Origin of the sequence: Thalassomonas sp. M1454, assembly GCF_007097525.1 — a bacterium.
Classification (GTDB): domain Bacteria; phylum Pseudomonadota; class Gammaproteobacteria; order Enterobacterales; family Alteromonadaceae; genus Thalassotalea_A.
In genome coordinates this window covers 129239-153754 of sequence record NZ_VKDD01000005.1, presented here as the reverse complement: position 1 = coordinate 153754, position 24516 = coordinate 129239, and the positions used below count along the sequence as shown (strand labels likewise).

Annotated in this window: 25 protein-coding genes and 1 other RNA gene; 14 read left to right on the top strand and 12 right to left on the bottom strand. The window is 38.3% G+C overall.

The genetic code is table 11. The annotated features are described in order from the left end of the window. Nucleotides 1–104: 104 nt before the first annotated feature. Nucleotides 105–593: a peptidylprolyl isomerase gene (locus FNN08_RS12480; RefSeq protein WP_143586271.1), complete on the bottom strand. Its 489-nt coding sequence runs from the start codon at nt 591–593 to the stop codon at nt 105–107. 66 nt (nt 594–659) lie between these two features. Further along, complete coding sequence (gene ygfZ, locus FNN08_RS12475) at nt 660–1649, bottom strand: tRNA-modifying protein YgfZ (RefSeq protein WP_143586269.1); 990 nt, start codon at nt 1647–1649, stop codon at nt 660–662. A gap of 169 nt (nt 1650–1818) precedes the next feature. On the opposite strand from ygfZ, the gene FNN08_RS12470 reads away from it, so the two are divergent. Both FNN08_RS12470 and FNN08_RS12465 read left to right on the top strand, forming a co-directional pair. Beyond that, nucleotides 1819–2070: a succinate dehydrogenase assembly factor 2 gene (locus tag FNN08_RS12470; protein WP_143586267.1), complete on the top strand. Its 252-nt coding sequence runs from the start codon at nt 1819–1821 to the stop codon at nt 2068–2070. Continuing rightward, entirely contained in the window at nt 1970–2497 is a 528-nt protein-coding gene (locus FNN08_RS12465; RefSeq protein ID WP_143586265.1) for a protein YgfX, read from the top strand. The genes FNN08_RS12470 and FNN08_RS12465 overlap by 101 nt, the downstream gene beginning before the upstream one ends. 9 nt (nt 2498–2506) lie before the next feature. On the opposite strand, the gene nadB is transcribed toward FNN08_RS12465, so the two are convergent. Then, on the bottom strand, nt 2507–4099 hold the full coding sequence (nadB, locus tag FNN08_RS12460; protein WP_185962657.1) for an L-aspartate oxidase: 1593 nt from the start codon (nt 4097–4099) through the stop codon (nt 2507–2509). A 362-nt stretch (nt 4100–4461) separates the two neighbouring features. Here nadB and rpoE point away from each other — a divergent pair, with 362 nt between their 5' ends. From rpoE to ruvX, 11 genes are all read left to right on the top strand, one after another. Then, nucleotides 4462–5040 carry an RNA polymerase sigma factor RpoE gene (rpoE, locus tag FNN08_RS12455; protein WP_143586261.1) on the top strand — a complete coding sequence of 193 codons (579 nt, stop codon included), beginning with the start codon at nt 4462–4464 and terminating at the stop codon, nt 5038–5040. 55 nt (nt 5041–5095) lie between these two features. Next, the gene (locus FNN08_RS12450; RefSeq protein WP_143586259.1) at nt 5096–5713 is read left to right on the top strand and encodes a sigma-E factor negative regulatory protein; all 618 of its coding nucleotides are present in this window, start codon (nt 5096–5098) and stop codon (nt 5711–5713) included. Next, nucleotides 5713–6765 carry a MucB/RseB C-terminal domain-containing protein gene (locus FNN08_RS12445; RefSeq protein ID WP_143586257.1) on the top strand — a complete coding sequence of 351 codons (1053 nt, stop codon included), beginning with the start codon at nt 5713–5715 and terminating at the stop codon, nt 6763–6765. The genes FNN08_RS12450 and FNN08_RS12445 overlap by 1 nt, the downstream gene beginning before the upstream one ends. Before the next feature lie 43 nt (nt 6766–6808). After that, a complete protein-coding gene (locus FNN08_RS12440; protein ID WP_143586255.1) occupies nt 6809–7279 on the top strand; it encodes a SoxR reducing system RseC family protein in 471 nt (156 codons plus the stop codon). A 124-nt stretch (nt 7280–7403) separates the two neighbouring features. Further along, on the top strand, nt 7404–9194 hold the full coding sequence (gene lepA, locus FNN08_RS12435) for a translation elongation factor 4 (RefSeq protein WP_143586253.1): 1791 nt from the start codon (nt 7404–7406) through the stop codon (nt 9192–9194). A gap of 9 nt (nt 9195–9203) precedes the next feature. Then, nucleotides 9204–10118: a signal peptidase I gene (gene lepB / locus FNN08_RS12430; RefSeq protein WP_143586251.1), complete on the top strand. Its 915-nt coding sequence runs from the start codon at nt 9204–9206 to the stop codon at nt 10116–10118. Continuing rightward, nucleotides 10119–10799: a ribonuclease III gene (gene rnc, locus FNN08_RS12425; protein ID WP_143586249.1), complete on the top strand. Its 681-nt coding sequence runs from the start codon at nt 10119–10121 to the stop codon at nt 10797–10799. It abuts the gene before it with no gap. After that, complete coding sequence (gene era, locus FNN08_RS12420; protein WP_143586248.1) at nt 10792–11703, top strand: GTPase Era; 912 nt, start codon at nt 10792–10794, stop codon at nt 11701–11703. Before rnc ends, era begins: the two co-directional genes overlap by 8 nt. A 33-nt stretch (nt 11704–11736) precedes the next feature. Continuing rightward, nucleotides 11737–12537 (top strand): DNA repair protein RecO, encoded by an 801-nt coding sequence (recO, locus tag FNN08_RS12415; RefSeq protein ID WP_143586246.1) that lies wholly within the window; start codon nt 11737–11739, stop codon nt 12535–12537. Between the two features lie 39 nt (nt 12538–12576). Next, nucleotides 12577–13308: a pyridoxine 5'-phosphate synthase gene (gene pdxJ / locus FNN08_RS12410; protein ID WP_143586244.1), complete on the top strand. Its 732-nt coding sequence runs from the start codon at nt 12577–12579 to the stop codon at nt 13306–13308. Nucleotides 13309–13374: 66 nt separating this feature from the next. Continuing rightward, a complete protein-coding gene (gene ruvX, locus FNN08_RS12405) occupies nt 13375–13806 on the top strand; it encodes a Holliday junction resolvase RuvX (RefSeq protein ID WP_143586242.1) in 432 nt (143 codons plus the stop codon). Between the two features lie 73 nt (nt 13807–13879). On the opposite strand, the gene FNN08_RS12400 is transcribed toward ruvX, so the two are convergent. From FNN08_RS12400 to FNN08_RS12365, 8 genes are all read right to left on the bottom strand, one after another. Continuing rightward, nucleotides 13880–15613: a GGDEF domain-containing protein gene (locus FNN08_RS12400; protein WP_185962656.1), complete on the bottom strand. Its 1734-nt coding sequence runs from the start codon at nt 15611–15613 to the stop codon at nt 13880–13882. Nucleotides 15614–15674: 61 nt separating this feature from the next. Next, nucleotides 15675–17498, bottom strand: coding sequence for a GGDEF domain-containing protein (locus FNN08_RS12395; RefSeq protein WP_185962655.1), 1824 nt, complete (start codon nt 17496–17498; stop codon nt 15675–15677). A gap of 133 nt (nt 17499–17631) precedes the next feature. Beyond that, nucleotides 17632–17901: a hypothetical protein gene (locus FNN08_RS12390; protein WP_143586236.1), complete on the bottom strand. Its 270-nt coding sequence runs from the start codon at nt 17899–17901 to the stop codon at nt 17632–17634. A gap of 237 nt (nt 17902–18138) precedes the next feature. After that, entirely contained in the window at nt 18139–18996 is an 858-nt protein-coding gene (locus FNN08_RS12385) for an SAM-dependent methyltransferase (protein ID WP_143586234.1), read from the bottom strand. Nucleotides 18997–19027: 31 nt separating this feature from the next. Then, the gene (locus tag FNN08_RS12380; protein ID WP_143586232.1) at nt 19028–19564 is read right to left on the bottom strand and encodes a GNAT family N-acetyltransferase; all 537 of its coding nucleotides are present in this window, start codon (nt 19562–19564) and stop codon (nt 19028–19030) included. A 69-nt stretch (nt 19565–19633) separates the two neighbouring features. Further along, nucleotides 19634–20863, bottom strand: a complete 1230-nt coding sequence (gene serA / locus FNN08_RS12375; protein ID WP_143586230.1) for a phosphoglycerate dehydrogenase — start codon at nt 20861–20863, stop codon at nt 19634–19636. A 243-nt stretch (nt 20864–21106) separates the two neighbouring features. After that, the gene (rpiA, locus tag FNN08_RS12370; protein ID WP_143586228.1) at nt 21107–21763 is read right to left on the bottom strand and encodes a ribose-5-phosphate isomerase RpiA; all 657 of its coding nucleotides are present in this window, start codon (nt 21761–21763) and stop codon (nt 21107–21109) included. Nucleotides 21764–21929: 166 nt separating this feature from the next. Further along, on the bottom strand, nt 21930–22541 hold the full coding sequence (locus FNN08_RS12365; protein WP_260679344.1) for a 5-formyltetrahydrofolate cyclo-ligase: 612 nt from the start codon (nt 22539–22541) through the stop codon (nt 21930–21932). A 168-nt stretch (nt 22542–22709) separates the two neighbouring features. On the opposite strand from FNN08_RS12365, the gene FNN08_RS12360 reads away from it, so the two are divergent. Continuing rightward, nucleotides 22710–23816, top strand: coding sequence for a DUF2891 domain-containing protein (locus tag FNN08_RS12360; protein ID WP_143586226.1), 1107 nt, complete (start codon nt 22710–22712; stop codon nt 23814–23816). Nucleotides 23817–24016: 200 nt separating this feature from the next. Here FNN08_RS12360 and ssrS read toward each other — a convergent pair. Then, nucleotides 24017–24200, bottom strand: a non-coding RNA gene (gene ssrS / locus FNN08_RS12355) — 6S RNA. Nucleotides 24201–24516: the final 316 nt, after the last annotated feature.

Sequence of the window (24516 nt, the reverse complement as noted above, 5' to 3'; positions counted from 1 at the left end):
TCTGATTCGCTGTAAATAAAGGGGGGATCTAAATTGGGGAAGATAAAAAGAAGGCACATAACTGAACTTGCAATGTACCTTTGAAATTTTTATATCGTTAAAGCTTAGTGGTTATGTCCACAGCCACCTTCGCCGTGTGGGTGACCGTGAGCAATTTCTTCTTCAGTAGCGTCGCGTATTTCTAACACTTCTACTTCAAATTTTAAGTCGATACCGGCAAGAGGGTGGTTACCGTCAACGGTGATCATGTCATCTTCCATACCAATAACAATCACTGTTTGCTCGCCTTCGTCTGTTGTTGCGCGCAGTTGCATGCCAACATCTAAGTCTTCGATACCTGCAAACATTTCTTGAGGAACTGTTTGTACAAAACCTTCTTCACGTTCGCCGTAACCTTCTACAGCTGGTACGTCAGCAACGAATTTATCGCCAACAACTTTACCAAGCATAGCTTTTTCTAGACCAGGAATTAAAAAGCCTACACCTTGAATAAATTCAAGCGGCTGATGATCGTATGAACTGTCGATAAGAGTTTCTTCGCTGTCCATCACTGCGTAGTGCATTTTAACAACTTTGTTGTTTTCAATTTTCATTTTAAATCCTGGTTTATGTAAGTATTAATAATATAGAAATTTGTAAATTTAATTTTAAAAAGAGTCTTATGACTCTTGTAAAGAATAAGGTAGTGGCATCAATGAAAACTTAATTCCGTTTTGATGTTTCAAACGCAATACCGCATTCTCTTCTGTATCGTTGGCAAGTACAGCTTGCACATAGATTGTACCGTCATCGGCTTGATAATGAGAAATTATATTACCCGCATTACGCCAATTATCGCCAAGTTGCTTTTCTAAAGCCGATTGTTCATTAATTTCAACGTCAAGTTGCCACTTAGTATCACCTGTGGTTTGCAGAGCGTATAAAGCCTTTTTATTGCGACCTAAGTACTTCATACGTGCAACGGTTTCTTGTCCAAGGTAGCAGCCCTTAGTAAAACTGATGCCGTTAACTAACTGCAGGTTAAGCATTTGTGGCACGTACTCGTTCACACTTGCTGCATTCATATCAACAAAACCTGAAGTTATCTCTAATAAGCTCCAAACTTTTTGGCCAAAAACAGGCAGATTAGTTGCACTCGCTAACGCTTTTACTTTGTCTTGCTTAGCAATAATTAAATAACGGTTTGTTGCACCACAAATATAAACAATGCTTACGCCGTTATCATTAACTACCGGATTGAATGAGTCTGGGACACTATGAAAATTATCATTAATAAATGCTTTCGCCTCATCACCGACTAAAGCTAAAAAATCTAAGTCAGTCGCTTCATTAATATCAACTTTAGCAAAAACGCCAAACTTATTTAGTTGTGCTAATGACTCGTTCAATGCTAGTTTATTTTGAATTAACAAGCGTTGCTCAAAATGATTAATTAACCTAAATGCTGAAAACAACTTACCTTTGGCGTCACAATGACCGCCAACTAATAAATGCTTTTCTGCTAATTGATTTACATCACAAGTAAGTTGCCCTTGCAGGTATTTATCAGCTTCTTCGCCGGTAACACTAATTGCTGATAAATTATCAGCATAAATGGCAAAGCTACTTGGTAGTTGCTCTTTAGTGGGTAAACTTGAATCAATATTCATAAGTTTTCTTAGTATTTATTGTATAGAAACAGTAATAGGGGCGAGTGGCAAAAAAATCAAGTTCCTTAGACTAAATAATGTGAGCTATAATTTTATAATTACTGGTTAAATTGATTTCTTCGTTGTTATAATAGCGCCATTAAAATTCAGATAAATCATGTGGTGTAAAATGTCGTTAGCAAATAATAAAGCAAGATTACGTTGGGCTTGTCGTCGCGGTATGTTGGAGCTTGATGTATTGTTTATGCCGTTTGTGGAAGAAGCGTGGGATGATTTATCAGACAAACACAAGGCGGTGTTTGAACGATTACTTGAAGGTGATGACCCAGAGTTATTTGCCTGGTTTATGGGACACGAGGAGTGCAAGGATGAAGAACTCAACGAAATGGTGCAACTTATACTCAACCGAGTCAAAGTATAAACTTAGCTTTACCCCTTCTAACATAGCCCCAAAAGTACCTTTATATTTAACGGTACTTTTTTTAGTTCTATTTTTTACTCTACTTTATCGCTTAAATGCATCCCTCGATGCCAAGTACATAGTTATTATTGTTTTAACACTAACCCTGCCGCAATATTTTTTTCTTAGGTATTTATTTAAGCAACAAATTAAGTCAAATTTGTTAGTGGGGAACAATGTTTTGTTGAGTGAAAGTGGAGAGTTAACTTTTGCTGCCGATCAGCACTGGCAAATTACCAGTGCCAGCTTTATCTTGCCTTTTGGCTGCAGTTTAGTGCTAGAGCGTAACTCAAAAAAATTGTTTTGCTGGGTATTTAAAGACAGTTTAAACAATCGGTCTTATCGACGTTTATGTCGCTTAGTTATGCGGCAAAAGGCTAATGTATAGGCTTGTGTTTTAGCCTTTTGGCGTTAAAATTGTTGGTCCTGAAACTTCTAATTGCTCAGGGAAGTCTAAAGTAAAGTGCAAGCCTCGGCTTTCTTTACGCTCTAACGCGCTATTGATAATGAGCTCGGCAACTTGTACTAAGTTACGCAGTTCTAATAGGTTATTGCTGACTCTAAAGTGACGGTAATATTCTTCAATTTCTGATTGTAATAACTGCACTCGATGTAACGCTCGCTCTAGGCGTTTTGTCGTGCGCACAATGCCAACAAAATCCCACATAAATAAGCGTAGCTCATGCCAATTATGTTGAATAACAACTTCTTCATCAGAATCGGTTACTCGGCTTTCATCCCATAATGGTAAGCGTTTAATTTTCTCTTTAGTATTTAAAGTAGCTGCAATGTGCTGAGCAGCAGAGCGAGCAAAAACCACACATTCTAGTAATGAATTACTCGCTAAACGGTTAGCGCCATGCAAACCGGTATATGACACTTCACCAATAGCATAAAGACCATTAACATCCGTTTGGCCATTCTTATCTATCATCACACCGCCACAGGTATAGTGTGCAGCAGGAACAATAGGCAAGGGTTCACGAGTCATATCTATGCCTAAAGCACAGGTTTTTTCATAGATGGTAGGGAAATGTTGCTTAATAAATTTAGCCGATTTATGGCTAATATCTAAAAACATACAATCAGCCCCAAGACGCTTCATTTCAAAATCGATTGCTCGGGCTACAACATCGCGAGGGGCAAGCTCGGCTCGCTCGTCAAACTCTGGCATAAAACGACTGCCATCTGGTCGGCGTAAAATAGCCCCTTCACCGCGCAGCGCTTCAGTTAATAAAAACGTTCTTGCTTGTGGGTGATATAAACAGGTTGGATGAAATTGATTAAATTCCATATTCGCTACTTTACAACCTGCGCGCCAAGCCATGGCAATACCATCACCACTAGCAATATCTGGGTTTGAGGTGTATTGATAAACTTTACTGGCACCACCGGTGGCTAGAATTGTTTTTTTACTGTGGATTGACTCAACTTTTTCAATGTTACGATTCCAAATATAAGCACCAATACATTGTTTATCTTGCTTAGATTTAGAACAAATTAAATCAATAGCGTTATAACGCTCAAAAATTCTTATGCGCGAATGCATCTTAACTTGTTCAACCAAAGTGGTTTGAACGGCTTTTCCTGTTGCATCGGCAGCGTGCAAAATACGGCGATGGCTATGACCACCTTCACGGGTTAAATGATATTTAGAGTCTTCTAATGTCGGCTTTTCTCGATCAAAATCAACACCTTGAGAAATTAACCATTCCATTGCTTCTCGGCCATTTTCGGCAGTAAATTGCACAATATCTTTGTCACAAATATCATTACCCGCAACTAAAGTGTCATTTACGTGCTCATCAACAGAATCATTTTCATCAAATACCGCAGCTATGCCACCTTGGGCATAAAAGGTAGAGCCTTCATTAATAGGGCCTTTACTGAGAATGATCACATCGGCATGATTGGCTAGGTTTAAAGCTAGTGTTAAACCTGCAGCGCCGCTGCCTATAATCAATACGTCACAGTTATGTTGTTGATTCATATGTATAGATGTGGAAAGTTAGCAATGAGAAAATTAAATTTTAACGTAAAAAGTAAAGTAAGTCACTTGTGGCTAGAATAATTAAAAAACATTATTTAGGCCATAATTCTAGTTTAATATTAAAAATCATTAAATTTGTGAAGATAATAAAACCTCGGTTTTATAGGCTTTTTGGCGTATTATTTGTTAATTAAATTAATAATTTATTTTTTTTATTGATAAAAATCGAACTTTTTCATTATGCCTCAGTCCTAATTATACGTTTGTCATGAGCTTAAATGAAAAACGACCCAAGCATGAAGTTAGAAAATAAAAGTAGTATTAGCCAAAATTAATTGGCTTGTTAAGGGGTAAAAGCTCAGATGGGCGAACAGAACATAGACCAGGCTTTGATTGAACGGGTTCAAAAAGGTGACAAAAACGCCTTTAACCTGTTGGTTAGCAAATATCAGCAGAAGGTCATGAATTTAGTGTCGCGCTATGTAAAGAACCAAGCGGATGTGCAGGATGTTACTCAGGAAGCATTTATCAAAGCTTATCGTGCACTAGCTAACTTTCGCGGCGACAGTCAATTTTATACATGGTTATACCGGATTGCGGTTAACACGGCGAAAAACCACTTAACGGCAGGCTCTCGTAAGCCGCCAGGAAGTGACATTGAAGTTGAAGATGCTGAAATATACGACAGTGGTGATGCTTTACGTGAAAATGCGTCACCAGAAAAATTATTGTTAACTAACGAAATTCGTCAGTTAATATTTAAAACAATAGAACAATTACCTGAAGAGTTGCGAATTGCTATTCATTTGCGAGAACTCGATGGTTTAAGCTATGAAGAAATAGCTAATGTAATGGACTGCCCTGTAGGTACTGTACGTTCTCGAATTTTTCGAGCTCGAGATGCAGTAGATAAAAAGATAAAGCCTTTGTTGCAAAGTTAAATGCAAACTTGGTCTTTACAATAAAAACGCTAATAATCACTTTGTGAGTTTAAATATGAATGAAAATAAGTTGCAAGCAGTATCATCGTTATTAGATCAACAGCAAGTAGATGAAGATTTACTTAAGCAAGTGATTGATGACGAAAAGCTAAATGAAAGCTGGAGCCGATATCACTTAATTGGAGATATTATGCGCGGAGAAACTGCCGACTTTATTGATACAGAATTATCACAAAATATAGCCAGTGCAATTGCTGCTGAGCCAACCTTATTAGCACCTAAAGCTAAGCAATCGGTTAGCCAAAAAGTTAAAGCTAAAGTAGTGCAATTAGGTAAGCCTCTTGGCCAATTTGCTATCGCCGCTTCTGCTGCCGGTTTAATGATATTAGGTGTGCAACAAGCAAATAATCCAGATGATATGACCGCTGTGCCAGCGCAAGTTTGGCAACCTCTACCTATGGGAGGTGTTGCCGACCCAGTAAGTTATAATTACTCAAGACAAGATACAGCACTACCTTCACAGCAAAAGCGAGCGCAGATTGAACGCCAACAAAAACTGCAAGCAATTTTAGCCGATCATCAAATGCAAACAAAACTTAATTCAAAAGCTACTGTTACAGATGACTCCGAGCAAGTAGAATTAATTGACGCGCAGCAGCCAAATCAAAATTAATGAAATCAAAAACACTTTCTATATTACTGGCATTTACCGCAATGCCAGTGCTTTCCCAGCAAAACGTAGAGCCAAATAGCTCACCTGAACTTTCATCCGAAAAAGTTATCATTGAAAATAGCATCGATGAAAAAACTACAGCACAACAAGCTGTTACGGATGAAAAAATAGCAAAAGTACCAACTGCATTGCAGTGGATGCAACGCTTATCCTATTCAATTCGAAACTTAAATTTTGATAGCTCGTTCGTTGTTGTTAAAAATAACCGAGCAGAGCCATACCGTTGGTTGCATGGCATTGATGAAGGTAACGATCTAGAGTTAATGACCTTATTAAATGGCCCTCGAAAAGAATCAGTTCGAGTTAATGATAATGTCAGCTATTTTAATTCTAACCTTCACCCTTATACGGTAAAAGCCGACGCCATAAGTGGTCCTATTCCTGTGGCATTTAGTGGTGACATTGAAAAGCTACAACAAAGTTATGACTTTGTTAGTGTTGGTAAAAGCCGAATTTTGGGGCGACCAGCTCAACTAATCCGCCTAGAAAGCAGAGATAAACAACGCTTTGGTTATTGGTTATGGCTTGATGTACAAAGCGGGTTATTATTAAAGGCTGCGTTAATTGATCGTAACGGTGATTTATTAGAACAAATCCAATTTACCCATTTAACCATTACTGAAAAATCGAGTGAAACACTAAACCAATTACTTGTTGCCGAATTACCATCAACCTTAATTGTGTCACAACAAGTTCCTGAGCTGCATTGGCAAGTAAGTTGGTTACCATCTGGTTTTGAGTTGGTTAATACTAAGCGCAACCGTTTAGCTGGAATTAATCAACAAGTAGAGTCGTTAATGTTCAATGATGGTTTAGTCGACATTTCCGTTTACGTAAGTCAAACAAGTGAAGCCAATCGACCTATGACGGTTAATCAAGCTGGCGCCACGGTTCTACTTTCGCAATTGCGCGATGGCTATGAAATAAACGTAGTTGGCCAAATTCCTGCGGATACGGCTAAGGCTATTGCAGACTCGGTAAGTTTTAATTAATCTTAGCGATTAAAGCTAATAGTATGGTCCTATGTGATTCAAAATGATTGAAGAAGTCGCAACAGTAACAGCTATTGATGGTGATATTATCACGGTTAAAAGCACGATAAAGTCCACTTGTCATTCCTGTCATCAGCAAGATGACTGTGGCAGTGGTCAAATTGCCAAAGCAATTCCTCATAAAGCGTTAACGACTAAACTAACTACTTCACTACAGCTCAATGTCGGTGATGAAGTGGTGCTTGGCTTGCCTGAAAATTCAATGTTAACGAGTGCCTTTGAAGTGTATATGCTGCCTTTATTTGGCTTAGTGCTTTTTGCTGCATTTGGCCAATTTACCTTGGTTGAATCATATGAATTGCATGAACTATTTGCTCTGTTTTTTGCCGTGATAGGGGCTTTATTAGGTTTTTATCTTGCTAAATATCGACAAAGTAATACTCAAGTTGCCGCAAACTTACAGCCTAAAATCATGCGTAAATGCGCAAATACCATCCCGGTGAAGCAAATTTAACTAAAAAAAACATATTTTTGCCCAAATTATCGGCAAAGCTGCAAGTAAAGATAGCCCCAAGCTTCGAAATTCTGTAAAATCACGAAATTATTGTTCTATTATTATCGAATTTAAAAGCTCAACTATGAAGCACATACGTAATTTCTCTATTATTGCCCACATCGATCACGGTAAATCGACTTTATCAGATCGTCTTATTCAACATTGCGGTGGCTTACAAGCCCGTGAAATGGAAGCTCAAGTTTTAGACTCAATGGATATTGAGCGTGAGCGTGGTATTACCATTAAAGCGCAAAGTGTTACTCTAGACTACAAAGCCAAAGACGGTGAAGTATATCAACTTAACTTTATCGACACGCCAGGTCATGTTGATTTCTCATACGAAGTATCGCGCTCTCTTGCGGCCTGTGAAGGTGCCTTGTTAGTAGTAGATGCCGGTCAAGGTGTTGAAGCTCAAACGCTAGCTAACTGTTATACCGCACTAGATATGGAACTCGAAGTAGTTCCAATTTTAAATAAAATCGATTTACCACAAGCTGATCCTGATCGCGTCAGTGAAGAAATTGAAGACATTATTGGTATCGATGCAACCGAGGCTGTGCAATGTTCAGCTAAAACCGGCATTGGTATTGAAGATGTATTAGAAAGCATCGTTGAAAATATCCCACCACCAGAAGGCAATAAAGACGACAAGTTACAAGCGCTTATTATTGACTCTTGGTTTGATAACTACCAAGGCGTTGTTTCATTAGTTCGTATTATTCATGGTGAAGTGAGAAAAGGCGACAAAATGACTGTTATGTCGACAGGCCAATCTCACCATATCGATAAAGTTGGTATTTTTACGCCGAAACAAACCGACACGGGTATTCTTAAAACCGGTGAAGTTGGTTTTATCATTGCCGGTATTAAAGAAATTCATGGTGCGCCAGTAGGTGATACATTAACCCTTACTCGTAATCCATCTGAAGACGTGCTTCCAGGTTTTCAGAAAGTAAAACCTCAAGTTTATGCGGGTATTTTCCCAATTAGCTCTGATGATTTTGAAAACTTCCGTGATGCACTAAATAAATTAAGCTTAAACGATGCGTCGTTATTCTTTGAACCAGAAAGCTCTGGCGCATTAGGTTTTGGTTTCCGTTGTGGTTTCTTAGGCATGCTGCACATGGAAATCATTCAAGAACGTTTATCGCGTGAATATGATTTAGACTTAATCACTACTGCGCCTACGGTAAACTATGAAGTACTTTGTAATGATGGCACGGTAGTAACAATTGATAACCCATCAGAGTTACCGCCAGTAAATAACATTGATGAAATCCGTGAGCCAATCGTTGAAGCCAATATACTTGTGCCGCAAGAGCATTTAGGTAACGTAATTACCTTATGTATTGAAAAACGTGGTGTGCAAAAGAGCTTGGTTTATCATGGTAACCAAGTAGCGGTTACTTACGAGCTACCTATGGCTGAAGTAGTAATGGATTTCTTTGATAAATTAAAATCTACCAGTCGTGGTTATGCTTCTCTAGATTATAACTTTGTTCGCTTTGAAGCGTCAGATATGGTGCGTTGTGATATTTTAATTAATGGCGACCGCGTTGATGCACTAGCGATGATCACCCACAGAACTAATTCAGTTTCTCGTGGTCGAATGTTAGTAGAAAAATTAAAAGAACTTATTCACCGTCAAATGTTTGATGTTGCAATTCAAGCAGCTATCGGCAGCAATGTTATTGCCCGTACAACAGTAAAACAGTTACGTAAAAACGTAATTGCAAAATGTTACGGTGGTGATATTTCTCGTAAGAAGAAACTATTACAAAAGCAAAAAGAAGGTAAAAAACGCATGAAGCAAGTAGGTAACGTTGAAGTACCTCAAGAAGCGTTTTTAGCAGTACTTAAATTAGGTAAATAAAGGATTATCATGGCAGCATATTTTTCACTGTTTTTAGTTGTTATTACTATAGTAACTGGCATTGTTTGGGCATTAGACAAATTTGTTTATGCACCTAAGCGCCAGTTAAATTTAGCGGCAACGCAAGAGCAGTGCTCGCAACCTCTTAACGAAGAAGCGATAGCAAAAATCACTGAGCCAAATGCGTTAGTTGAAACGTCAGTACAGGTATTTCCTGTTATTGCGTTTGTTTTAATATTACGTTCATTTATTTACGAGCCATTTCAAATTCCATCCGGGTCGATGATGCCAACGTTATTAGATGGCGACTTTATTCTGGTAAATAAATTTAATTACGGTCTGCGTGAACCTGTAGCCCGTAATAAATTCCTTGAAATTGGCTCACCAGAGCGTGGCGACGTTGTCGTGTTTAAATACCCGGTTAACCCTAAAGTAGACTTTATTAAACGTGTTGTTGGTTTACCTGGCGATAGAATTATTTATCGTAATAAAACTCTTTTTATTCAACCAGCTTGTAACTCGGGTAAAACACCTTGCCCTGAAATGCAGCAAGTTCTTACCACATTTAAAGCCAAAGGTGAGGGCGAAAGCGCCGCATTGTCTCGTTACGAATCGGTAATGCCAAATAAAACACATGAAATTTTAATCAATAATTATAGCCCGGCACAAACAGGACGTTTCTTTAGACAGCCTGGTTTACCTCAAGGTGAATGGTTAGTACCTGAAGGTCAATATTTAGTGATGGGTGACAACCGCGATAACAGCTTAGATGGTCGTTTTTGGGGCTTTGTTGCCGAAGAAGAGTTAGTTGGTGAAGCCGTTGCAATCTGGATGAGTTTTGATTTTGAGCGCAACGAAGAAGACTTTTTACCAACGTGGATCCCAACAGGGATTCGATTTGAACGAATTGGCGGAATAAATTAATTGTCAAAACCAATACAGTTATCACGCTTAACTTCTAAGTTAGGCTATCAATTTAACGACAAGCAATTATTAATCCAAGCGCTTACACACCGTAGTGCTAAAGGAGCAAATAATGAGCGCTTAGAATTCTTAGGCGACTCTATCTTAGGCTATGTGATTGCTCGTGAATTATTTGACCGTTTTCCAAAATCAAGTGAAGGTGAATTAACGCGTATGCGCTCTTCACTGGTTCGTGGTGTTACTTTAGCTGACATCGGCAGAGATTTTGATTTAGGTGACTATTTAATTTTAGGTCCGGGTGAGCTCAAAAGTGGTGGTTTTCGTCGTGATTCAATCCTAGAAGATGCGGTTGAAGCAATTATAGGCGCTATATTTTTAGACTCAGATATGGATAACTGTCGTCGTTTAATTTTATCTTGGTTTGATGCGCGCTTAAATAAAATCCAGCCAGGCTCTGCTCAAAAAGATCCAAAAACGCGTTTGCAGGAATATTTACAAGGGCGTAAGCAGCCATTGCCAGTCTACGAAGTAACAGATACTAAAGGGCAGTCGCACAACCAAGAGTTTACCGTAAGTTGCTCAGTACAAGGTCTTAAGGACGTTATTATTAGCAAAGGTACATCTCGTCGCAAGGCTGAACAAGCCGCCGCTGAAAAAGTTTTGGAGTTACTTAATGTCTAATGATACACAACGCTGTGGTTTAATCGCTATTGTCGGTCGTCCTAATGTGGGTAAATCAACGTTACTTAATGCCTTGCTTGGGCAAAAAATTAGTATTACCTCGCGTAAACCACAAACTACCCGTCACCGTATTTTAGGTATTTTAACTGAAGGTGAAAGCCAAGCTGTATTAGTTGACACCCCTGGCCTACATAACGAAGAAAAACGTGCCATTAACCGCTTAATGAATCGCGCAGCCAGTAGTTCGATTGCTGAAGTAGAAATGATCATGTTTTTAGTTGAAGGTACAAACTGGACTGAAGACGATGAACTGGTGCTTTCGAAAGTAAAAAATAGCGGCGTACCTACGATATTAGTCGTTAATAAAATTGATAACGTGCAAGATAAAGAAGAGTTATTACCGCACTTACAAAAACTTGGCGCAATGCATAACTTTCAACAAATCGTGCCTATTAGCGCAGCTAAAGGCGATAAGGTCGATCATATCCGCGACCTTTGTTTACAAGCTTTACCTGAAGGTGAATTTTGGTTCCCTGAAGATTACGTTACCGATCGTTCATCACGCTTTATGGCCTCAGAAATTGTACGTGAAAAGCTTATTCGTTTTACCGGTGATGAATTACCTTATTCGACAACGGTAGAAATTGAACAATTTAAAACCGATGAAAAAGGCACTATCCATGTTAATGCCTTGATCTTAGTTGAGCGAGACACGCAAAAGCGTATTGTTATCGGCAACAAAGGTGAAAAGCTGAAAACCATTGGCCGTGAAGCACGTAAAGATATGGAAGAGTTATTCGACCGTAAAGTGTTTCTTGAAACTTGGGTTAAAGTAAAAAGCGGCTGGGCAGATGATGAGCGAGCGCTGCGTAGCTTAGGCTATGGCGACGATTACTCAGGCTAGGTTAAACAAACCTAAAGCTGGTTAAGGTTATCTATGGCGCGAATAAAAGAAGTTGTATTACACCAAGCTTATTTATTACATTCGCGCCCTTATCGAGACAGCAGTTTATTAGTCGATTTACTCAGTGAAGAACACGGCCATGTTAGCGCTGTGGTTTATGTTGGTAAGAGTAAAAAATCCAATAAAAAAGGCCTGCTACAACCTTTTTCAAGTTTACAAGTCGAGCTTAAAGGCCAAAACGATTTAAAAACATTATCGCAAATAGAGCCTATGCAAAAAAGCTTACAATTAAGCAGTAAGTATTTATATAGCGGCTTTTATTTAAATGAGTTAATGGTACGCTTGCTCCCCGAAAACATTCCATGCCCACAACTTTTTCAGTTATATCAAACCAGCATACAAGCCTTGGCACAACAACAAAGTATTGAACCAGTTTTACGAAGATTTGAATTAAGCTTATTAGAAGAGCTTGGTATGTCGTTAGACTTTTCTACCTTAGAGCAAGATGCAGACTCTTCAGAAGCAGACCAAACCTTAGCTGATGATGGCCAATATTTGCTGGCAAACCCGCAAGATAGTAATACATTTCGCATAAATGAACCTAAGCCAGTGTATTGGCATTTTATTCCCGAGCAGGGCTTTATACGCGCCGACGGCACATTGAACTTTCCTAGTTATAAACAATTGCATTTACAGCAAATTGGTCATGGTAATTTTAGCGATGCAAACGTATTATTAACCTGCAAACAATTGATGCGACAAGTTTTGCAGTTATACCTTGGTAATAAACCATTAAACAGTAGAAAATTATTTTTTAACCGCTTAGCTAAATAAATCACTATTAAGCTAAGAATATTTATAGAGACAAATATAATGAGCGATATTTTATTAGGTGTTAATGTTGATCACATCGCAACTCTGCGACAAGCACGCGGTACAACATATCCTGATCCTGCCCATGCTGCCTCAGTAGCCGAACATGCCGGTGCTGATGGCATCACTATTCACCTTCGTGAAGATCGCCGTCACATCAATGACCGAGACGTGCAAGTAATGGCACAAACTATCCAATCTCGTATGAACTTAGAGATGGCTGTTACTGAAGAAATGCTTAATATCGCTTGCCAAGTAAAGCCTGTATTTTGTTGTCTCGTACCCGAAAAACGTGAAGAGCTAACTACTGAAGGCGGTTTAGATGTTGCAGGCCAACTAGATAAAATTACCGATGCCGTTACTCGTTTAGCTAATGAAAATATTTTAGTTAGTTTGTTCATTGACGCTGATTTTGCACAAATTGATGCTGCCAAAGCTTCTGGCGCTCCATTTATTGAAATACACACTGGTTGCTATGCCGATGCGCCAACTGAAGATGAACAACTTGCAGAATTAGAACGCCTTACTAAAGGTATAAAGTATGCGGCAAGTATAGGCTTGAAAGTAAATGCTGGTCACGGTTTAAATTACTTTAATGTTAAACCAATCGCGGCGATTGAAGAAATTATTGAGCTTAATATTGGCCACGCGATTATTGCCCGTGCTGCAATCGATGGTTTAGATACTGCAGTTCGTGATATGAAACGCTTAATGATTGAAGCGCGTTTATGATCAAGGCAATAATCTTGTCGTGCCCATCTACAATGGCTTTAACTGATAAAGCTCGTAGGAGTTAACATGGCTAGTGAAGGACAGCGCACCTTACTTGGTTTTGATTTTGGTACTAGCTATATTGGTATAGCAACTGGTCAAGAAATTACCGGCACGGCTTCCCCGCTAAAAGCTATAAAAGCTAAAGACGGTATTCCTAACTGGGGCGATCTTGAAAAAATAATAAAGGAGTGGCAGCCTGACTTATTAGTGATTGGCTTGCCCCTTAATATGGATGGCACCGAACAACCTATTACTGCTAGAGCTCGTAAATTTGCTAACCGCCTAACCGGGCGCTTTGGCATTAAAGCCGAACTACAAGATGAGCGTTTAACAACGGCAGACGCTAAAGCGCAATTATTTGCTCAAGGTGGTTACCGCAATTTGCAAAAAGATAATATCGACTGCCAATCTGCGGTGCTCATCCTTGAAAGCTATATGGAAAGCCTCTACAGCTAGTCAAGTTTCTATAAGCTTGTATTTATAGCAAGTCAGTAAGCCTGATTAAAAGCTTAACTGACTTGTTATAGCATTACTGGTGTGGCGCAAGTTGATCAAAATAAACTACACGATTTTTGCCTTGAGCTTTCGCACTGCGTAGTGCGACATCAGCATCTTTAATTAAATCTTTTAACTGATAGCCGCTTGTTTGAGTGCTGGTTAAGCCAATGCTGCAAAAACTATCAAACCGGTAACTTACTTTCGAAGTGTCCAATTGCTGAAATACGGTTAATATTTTATTCGCAAATGACTTTATTTGTGGCAATGATCGCTCTGGAATTAGTATGGCGAACTCGTCACCACCAAGTCGGCCTATAATTTCGCCTTTAGTGCATACGTTTAAGCAAGCTTGTAATCCATGTTTTATCACCCAATCGCCACGATCACTATTATGAATTAAGTTAATACGATTCATATCATCTATATTGAAAATTAATAAACCGCACGGCGTATTTTCGCTTTGCTGCTGGCTAAGTTTATCTTCTGCTTTGCTGATAAATGCGTGTCGTTGAAATGCTTTAGTCGTTGGGTCATAAGCTAAGTTTTTACGAGCAAGTTTAATGCTTTGTCTTACACGATACATAGAATAGAACTGATAACCGATAAACAATAAAAACAATACTTCTAAGGTTATTTGTATTAACCGATAACGACGAAAAGATATATTACCTTCTTGCTCAACCGCCTGCATCGCATCATTTAATTTTAGGCGCTTTTTATAAAGGCTAACATCTTTTTCTATTGGTTTAAGACCTTGATTACCTTGCTCTATTCCTAAGGCTTTTAAATGAACAATTTGTGTTAACTCATCATTGGCAGCGCTATAAAGTTTTAAATATTCTATCGCCTCAAGGTGATTATCATGAGCTAGCGCATGTTCATATAACACATCGTATGCCCATGTTTTAGGTAAAGGCTCTTTAATATTTGCCACGTGATTAAGAGTTTCTAACGCGTATTTCTTAGCAAGCACTAAGTCGCCTAAATGCATATAGCTACAAGCCAAATACGCGTTGTATTCGGCTTTATTTAAGCTAGAGTAGATAGCATTTGAACGCTCTAACTCGGTATTTATTAGGTTGATGGCACCTTGGTATTGTTGTTGCTCAATATAAATAAGGGCTAAATCAGCAATGTAGTTTTGTACTACTACTTCCTCACCTATACTCAAACATAAATTTTTTGTCGATAAAATACTTTCATCTGTAAGGGTAATTTTGCCTAATTTAACCTCTATTTGAGTACGTTGAGCATTAGCAAAACATTGCTCTCTTGGCGTTAATGAATAGCTAAACAGTTTTTCAATATATGGCAGTGCTTGCTCAAATTGTCCAAGTTGATTATAAAACCCAATTAAACCGATCAAGGTATTATGCAGAGTGTTACTTGGTAAGCTAGCAGAGTCATCGTTCATAATAGCCAATATTTTAGGTACATATTCTGCTGCCCCGCCATAATCGCGCATTAACATTTTTATTTGCAGCATATTAGCGTAAGCTCTAAATACAATGTGCGGTTTATCACTTAAGGTTAAATGTTCGTGCACATCTAAGGCGCGGTAGTACTTGCCGCGCATGGTTTCAAGATAACCTGTTAAATAGACTAATTCTATGCGCTGTGCTTCTGTGAGTTCGTCACGTCGATAATTTAATTTAAATAATAACTCTTGGCTTAAATCTGGATCAGAGCTTTTTACTGCAATGGCTTCATAGTATATATCATTAATCGGACGTAATGGCGCTTGGCTAAAACCGGTTATAGCCAAAAAACAGCCTATAAAAATGACTCTATTGACTAGTGTTTTTATCATATTTGTGCGTTGTTTATTATTTAAAAACATAGGTAAGCTTATCTTCAACAATGTATTTACTGCGCTCACTCATACATAATTCAAATTCAACAATTTGATTTTTACCTTGAGCGCGAGCTACATGCATTGCACAGTTACTGTCTGCGAGTAGGTTTTTAGGTACGTACTTAGCCAATTCTGTATCACTCACTCCTATACAAACATTCAGATCATAACTTATTGCATGGTCTGCACTCTTTAATGTTTTTAACTCTTGTAAAAGCTTTTGAGCAACAATTAACGCTTGTTGCTGTGTGTGATTTTCTAAAGCAAGGCAAAACTCGGTTGCGCCAGTTCTACCTAACAATACATTGTCAATTTTTAAGCGCTTAACTATTACTTCAATTTGCTTTAAAACATAATCACCATGCTCAAATCCGTATTTGTTATTTACCTGCTGAAAATCATCCAAACAAAGGGTAATGAGCGATAAATGCTGGTGTAAGCTTCTTTGTTGATAAATTAAACCGGCTAAATTATCAATAAAATAGCGCCTTGAATACAACCCGGTTAACGAGTCAATGTAAGCTTTATTTAATATGCCTTGATGATGTGCCTTAAGCCAAAAAGTTAAAAGGTAAAGCGCTAAACAAAAAACAAATAGGCCGATAATAATTTTAAAATGTAGCGCTACTCTTTGCTCTAAAATTCTATTTTCATGGCGTAAGCGCTCATCGGTGGCAATGCTGTTACTGTTATCTATTAGCAGTTGTTTTAACTGTTTACTTTGCTCAATGGTTTGATGCCTTGCCATAGCTGAGGCCATTTTTTTCTTTAAATCGAGATCGGCAATGCTTTGCTTGGTCTGATGATACAGCTGTAAATAAGCTAAAGCTTTTTCTGGCTGATTATCGAGTACATACAATTTAGACAGGCTTTCAAAAAAAATTAAATTGTATTTACTAATGCTAAAATTAGTTTGCATTTCTTCTGCAGCAGTGGCATTTATCTTTGCCGCTAAAATATTCTTTTTCTCGATATAAGCTGTTGTTAGTAATACATGTAATGAAAAGTTATGCATGCTAAAACCTGCCGATAAAATAACTTGCTCGTTCTCTAATAAGTTTGCTATCGCTAAATCGTATTGCTGCTCAGCTATTAAATACTTAGCGTTTTCAATAATTAAGCTGTTCGCAATAATAACGTCACCGCTTAAATTACAGTTTTCAATCGCTGATATTACAAATTCATCATTAGCGCGTATTTGTTTTGCGCCTAAATAGCTTAACGCTTGATGATGTCCTAAGGTACAAAGCTCTTTATCTGGCATTATATTTTGGTTGATTAAACTAAAATAATTTAACGCCAGTTGATACTTTTCTAAATGATTATAAAAATAACCTACCATTAAATAAGCACTATTTTTATGCAAGTTAGTATCAGCAAGTGTTTCGACATTTTTTAATAGTAAGTCAATAAGTGTGTATGAGTTAGTAAATTTACTTGAAAGGATTGCGACATTTAATTGCGCTGATAAGCTTATTGCTCGAATTTCTGCATCCTTGGAGTCTTGAATCTGCTTATATGCTGCAACTGCTTGCTTAGATTTACTATTAATAGCAAATTCATAACCACGTAAATAAATGATTAGCTCTTTTTGTTTTTGGCTAAGCTGGGCTTGCTCATCACTGGTTGCTAAGCTTTCAAGGATTATTAAATTTTGTTTAAATTGCGAGCGATTAGATAACCTGATCTCCATAGTTTCAGCAATTAGCGTATCTATTTCTTGGCTAGTTAAGTGGTCGGCAAATGCTGGTGGAGTAAATGTAATAGATAAAGTTAAGATGAGTATTGTCGTCAACAATAACCGTATATTCGTGAGGTTAGTTGCTATTGATGTTCGGTTAAGATAAGTGTTGATAGTATTTATCATTTAAGGCTTAAAGTGGCATAAGAATTGGGCATAATTTAATATGCCCAAATTATTTTAGCCATTAAATGGCTTGTTTAATTTCTTCGTTATTAGGCGCTTCTTCTTCATCTGGTACATCATCTTCATCTGGTACATCTTTTTTATATATATAGCACTTTATTTGCTCTAATTTTAACAGTTGCTCTAGCGCTTTAACATCGCTATTAATAATAGCTGTTTGTTGCTCTGCAGTAAGTTCTGCTTGAGTAACAAGCGTGGTTAGTTGCTCAGTTGATAAATTTGCTAATGCGCTTTGTTTCGCTAAGGTTTCAAGTAAATTGATAACGGACATAAATACCTCTTTTTTGTTGTTAGATTGTGTTGGTTATTAAATGCTGTTTATTGGCCAATTTACTGCGCTTGCCCAATTTAATACCAATAATGAACTTGGTATAACTATAGCTATGATGCTAATTTTTTACTTATTAATCAATGCTTAAATTAAAGCTTAAATTAATGCCTAGGATTATTGCCGAAACTGAGCTTGAACGTGAGTGTAAGGTATAAACTATTTTCATCAAATAAAGCACTACTTTATCGCGGTAAGAGAAGGCGTTGTGCGCTGCTTATCTAACTGTTGCAGTTTTTCCATTACCTGCTTATTTACTACTAATCGCTTGCATGGCGGAATAATTAAGGTGGTGCACTGATTTACTTCGGCATCAATAATATCTTTTAACGGCAGTTTATTAATAATGGTTTTCTCAATAGCAAGTGTTGCTGCTTGGTATAAAATAACTGGGTGCTCTTGTGGGTAGTGCTGTAATAAAACATCAACTAGTACCGCACGATATTCACTGCCCGTTGAAAAGCGGGTTAAGTTGCAATCGCCCACAACACCAACTTGCCATAAGACTAAATAGGCACTGTTATCTACTTGTCGTTTAAAACGAATAAATTGGTTAGCTTCAAAGCTCGCTAAACCAACACTACCAGGGTCAATGCCGCAATCGGCAATTAAGCAATCTTCAGCTGAAATGCCCGCTTCCATCTTGGCAAAATAACCTTCTTTTGTCGCTTGCTTTATCGCCTTATGCGCAGGCGTAACAAACACCCCCGGGTGACCATAAAATGCGCCAACCACCTTTTTACCTTCGCGCATTGCCGCTAGCATAATCTCACTCATTTGATCATAGGTTAAACTGCGTGACTTTCCCTCTTGATAGTATTCTTGTAAATCAACCACATTGTTATTTAACTGGCTCAGCCATTCTTTAATAAATGCATTATTGCCACTAATAAACACAACATCGGCATCTTCAATATGGCTTTTACAAATAGGGGTAAGATGTGCGCCAAGTAGCATACCAATGCCAACACACACAAGGCTGCCTTGTTTCGCGGTTAATTCATTTAGATTGTTACTAGTGCTGCCGGTATCGTTCATTTTTATTCTGTACCGTTTTTATTATTTTAAATTATTTAAATTTTGGATTGTTCATTTGCCAACAGTGTTTACTGTCTGTTGTTGTAAGTTTGTAAGGTAAGCTTTTTATTGCCTTGAGCATAGCTTTATTTTTTGCATCGGTTCTTATCATTAAACACGCAATATTAAGTTGCTTAAATGCAAACTTGGCAAGCTCAGCTAAAACCTCTTTAGCAATACCTTGACCAAAATGTTCACTGTTTAAATAAATGCCCATTTCTACCGAACTTCTATATTTATTCCAGACTAAAGCGCATAAACCAATAGCGGGTTGCGTTAGCTCTTGACTAAATATACTATGGGGATCTTTTGCATGCTCTGTAATGATAAAGGTTAAAATAGAGCCTTTACGATTGAGCCTTAAGCTAAAGTTAAATTCTTGCAGAGCTTTTTCTGTTGATAATACGCCGCCGACATGCTGGCAAGTGATTGGGTCTTGATGCAGATTAATATAAAAGTTTTTATCGGCAAGCGTCATTAAACGCATGGTAAAACGTTTGCTAGAGAACTGATAAGTAGGGAAGGGCATAAATAAGTTAGCTACCTGTAATGTTTGATTGTTACAGGTAGCTTTCGGTGTTATTGATTAAGCAAAAGCTTAGTGAATTAAACGAGCACGTATTGTGCCGTCAATTGCTTTAAGCTCTTTTAATGCCGTTTCACTGTCAGCCGATTCTACATCAATTACTACGTAACCAATTTTCTCATCGGTTTGTAGGTACTGCGCGGCAATGTTAATACCACGGTCAGCAAACGCTTGGTTAATTTGCGTTAGTACGCCCGGCTGGTTATGGTGAATATGAAATAAACGGCTGCGGTTGGTATGTGCAGGTAATGATACTTCAGGGAAGTTCACCGCAGATAACGTTGAACCGTTATCTGAATACTTAACAATTTTTCCTGCTACTTCACGGCCAATATTTTCTTGTGCTTCTTTGGTGCTACCACCAATGTGCGGCGTTAGGATAACATTATCAAAAGCGCGCAGTGGCGAGATAAACTCTTCATCATTTGAACCTGGCTCAACCGGGAATACATCAATTGCCGCGCCGCCAAGCTTTTTACTTGCCATAGCTTCGCTTAATGCATCAATATCAACCACAGTACCACGCGCCGCATTAATAAAGATTGCGCCTTGTTTCATTGCGTCAAATTCGGCTGCGCCCATCATGTTTTGCGTTGAAGCTGTTTCTGGAACATGTAAGGTAATAACATCCGCTTCGTTTAACAACTCGGTCATGCTGTCTACTTGGCTTGCGTTGCCAAGAGGTAATTTAGTTTCAATATCATAAAACTTAACGCGCATGCCCACATGCTCAGCTAAAATCCCTAGTTGTGTACCTATGTGGCCGTAACCAATAATACCTAAAGTTTTACCGCGAGCTTCAACTGAACCAACTGCAGATTTATTCCAAACACCGCGATGTGCTTGCGCGCTTTTTTCTGGGATACCACGAAGCAATAATAGCGTTTCACCTAATACCAGCTCAGCTACTGAACGAGTATTAGAAAATGGTGCGTTAAATACCGGAATACCGCGAGCTTGTGCAGCACTAATATTTACTTGGTTAGTACCAATACAGAAACAACCAATTGCCGCTAATTTTTTAGCATGGCTAATAACGTCATCAGTTAACTGAGTACGAGAGCGAATACCAACAAAGTGAACGTCAGCAATTTTTTCTTTTAGCTCGTCGTCATCTAATGCACTTTTGATGTATTCGATATTGCTATAACCGTTCGACTTTAATACTTCTAAAGCCGATTGATGTACGCCTTCAAGTAATAGGATTTTGATCTTATCTTTATGTAACGATGTTCTGGTCATAGCGGTTAACTCTTCAAATTATTTTATTTGTTTTGGATGGCTAGATATCCATGATGAGATATAAAACTAACATATAGAGTTAAAACTCGAAAGAACTATTTTACAAAATATTCAACATTAAGTTATAGGTAATAAGTTGCCCGTTTGGGCTGGTATTGGAGATGGGTGAAATTACAGTGAATAAAGGGGGGATAGGCCATGATATTGTGGGTGTAATATCATGGCCTCAAATATTAGTTAGTACTAACCAATCACTTTACTACCGTTTGGTGTGCCAAGTACTAAAACATCTGCCGCGCGATCAGCAAATAAACCGTTAGTAACAACGCCTACAATAGCGTTAATTTTGGTTTCCATTTCAACTGGATTTAAAATGCTCATGTTATACACATCTAAAATTACATTACCGTTGTCCGTTACCACGCCTTGACGATACATAGGATCACCACCAAGTTTAACTAACTCACGTGCAACATAGCTGCGCGCCATCGGAATAACTTCTACCGGCAGAGGGAAAGTACCTAAAATTGGCACTTGCTTGCTTTCATCGGCAATACACACAAACTTTTTAGCGACAGCCGCAACTATTTTTTCACGAGTTAAAGCCGCACCGCCGCCTTTGATCATATGCATGTGTTCGTTAATTTCATCTGCACCGTCAACATAAACTGATAAGTCATCAACAGAGTTTAAATCGAACACTTCAATGCCGTAGGCTTTTAATTTTTCTGTAGATGCTTCAGAGCTTGATACAGCCCCTTCAATTTTATCTTTCATTGTTGCTAATGCATCAATAAAGTGATTAACAGTAGAGCCAGTACCAACACCAACAATTGAACCTTGCTCTACAAATTCAAGAGCTTTAATTGCGGCGGCTTTTTTCATTTCATCTTGGGTCATGACAATTCCTGTTAAGAGTATTTAGAGATACCAATTAATGTGTTTGGTATGGGCTTGGTACAACAGCATTAATGCTGATAAATAATTGCCTTAATTATAACCATGTATTGAATAAGGATAAATGCTTTTGCGGTAATTAATCGCAAATAATCTATGTTACTTTTAACTACCAAGAGTAGTGCTTAGTTGCGGTGATTATCTGTGGCAAAGGGATATCCCAGTGCTGGCTTGGAATAGCGGTTAGTAACTGACAATCGTGGGCGACACCAATAGGTGAAAGGTGTACTTGCTCTGACAAAATTTTCTGGTTATGCCAACTGCTTAAGGTGCGATCATAAAAGCCGCCGCCCATGCCTAAGCGGTTACCTTGTGCATCAAAAGCAACTAATGGCGCAATTAACACGTCAAGTTGATTAAAAGGCAGTACATTAGTTACTGCTAGTTTGGGTTCTAATATATTGTATTTATTGGCAACTAAAGTGGTTGTTTGTTGGTAATGTAAAAAAAGTAAATGCCCAGAGCTAAACGGGTGGATAACAGGAAGATAGACTTTTTTATTCTGCTGCCAGCACCACTGGATAAATGGTTCAAGGCTGATTTCGCCATCATTGGCTAAATACACCGAAATAGTTTGAGCGTTAATGATGCTAGGTTGTTGTATTAGCTGCTGACATAAATCGATAGCGGCTTGTTGTTGATCGTTAATTGATAACTGCTGGCGACATTTACGCACTTGCTTACGCAAAGCTTGTCTTTGCTCGTGTGTTATCAAATCCAACTTCTACCCCTTAAATATTAACTAGTTACGCAGTCTTTATAGTAACCTTGCTGTGTGTTTTAGTCTACGACTGAACTTAGCCAACTTTTATTTGCTTAAAGGTAGAAACGATTAAAAAAGTATCATATTATTTTTACATAACGCCAATAAAAACAATAAAGGCAAATAATGAAATTAGCACAATTACTTATACTCCTGCTATGTTTCAGTAGCGTTAGCGCCCTTGCTGCAAAAGCAGGTGAACAAGCACAAAAACAACAAACCCTTTTGATCAGCCGCTTTGCCGAACTTGCACTAGATTGCGTACACAAAGAATACCCTAATATTATTAAGCACATGATGACTTCACAACAAGATGTGCGCACGCCAAAACAACTTTACCCTGCATTTTATGGCTGCTTTGATTGGCACTCATCGGTACATGGTCATTGGTTATTAACTCGTATTTTGCATAAATACCCAGACAATATTTATTACGATGGCATTATCTCCAGCTTGAATAAAAGCTTTACTAAAGAAAACATCGCAGGGGAGTTAGCCTATTTTAACCGTCCAAATACCGGCACAAGCTTTGAGCGTCCATACGGACTTGCGTGGTTTTTACAGTTAACGACCGAGCTTAGACAATGGAACTCGATTGAAGCCAAGCAGTGGTTAGCGATTTTACGACCATTAGAAGATAAAATTGTTGCCAATATAAGCAATTGGCTACCAAAACTTACGTTTCCTATTCGTGGTGGTGAGCATAGCCAAACCGCTTTTGCTTTTGGCTTAATGCTTGATTGGAGTGTACAAGTAAATGATGCCGCCATGGAGCAATTACTTACGCGTAAAATCATTACATTGTATGGCAGCGATAATAATTGCCCATTAGCTTATGAGCCATCAGGGCAAGATTTCTTATCGCCTTGTATTGCTGAAGCCGATTTAATGCGCCGGGTAATGAATAAAGAGCAATACGCTGTTTGGCTCACTGACTTTTTACCAAGTATTCCTAAAGACGGTAGTGCCTGGTTAGTTACCGCTAATGTTGTAGATAAAAGTGATGGTAAATTAGCGCATTTAGATGGATTAAACTTAAGCCGTAGTTGGATGTTAGAAGGCATTGCATCAGGCTTAGATAAAAACGACCCTCGCCAAGCATCAATACAGCGAGCAGCAAGTGAGCATAAAAAAGTAGGCATTGACGCAGTAGTAAATGATTTGCACTACATGGGCAGCCACTGGCTTGGCAGCTTCGCCACATACCTAGAAACCCAACGCGGCATAAACTAATCAAGGTGTCAGACACCTTGATATTTTGAGAAAATAGAAAATAGAAAATAGAAAATAGAAAATAGAAAAAGAAAGGAAAGTTTCCCCAGAAGTATTAGCGCCAGCGTTAATGTCAGTTGTTATGTTCAATGGCGCATTTATCTGAGCGTGTGTTCAGGTGTTAATACACTTAAAAAATTATAATAGATAGAAAGGAAGGAAAGTTTCCCAGAATGCCAGCGTTAATGTCAGCCCATGAACAACCGTGTGTTCAAGGCGGAGATTGGACAACTGCCTCAGGCTTCCCGATACGGGTCGGGCTTGCACAATAGCAGCCGATAAACCCCCTTAGGTAAAACTTATCGGCTCAGGGACATAATTAACAACTCAACATCCCAGGAAACATATTCTTAGTATACACCGCTTATTGCGAAATGGCGGTATATTTTGAATAAAAAAGTAGTGTGCTAATTTTAACTCTGAATAAAAGTGCGAGCTTATTATTTTGTATGCGTCAGAGTTAAAACTGCTTACCAATATCGTGAGATTCGGTAGCCCACTACTAGAAAACGCGGCAACTTTACCTGAGCCATTTAGGGCAATCAACTAAAAAAATGTAACTATTGTCTGACTGCTGTTTTTCTACGCGATGTGTGGTTTTGTTGAGCTTTATCAAGGTTTGAATGATGGTTTTTTCTGGTTAGAACTTTGATTGAGTGTT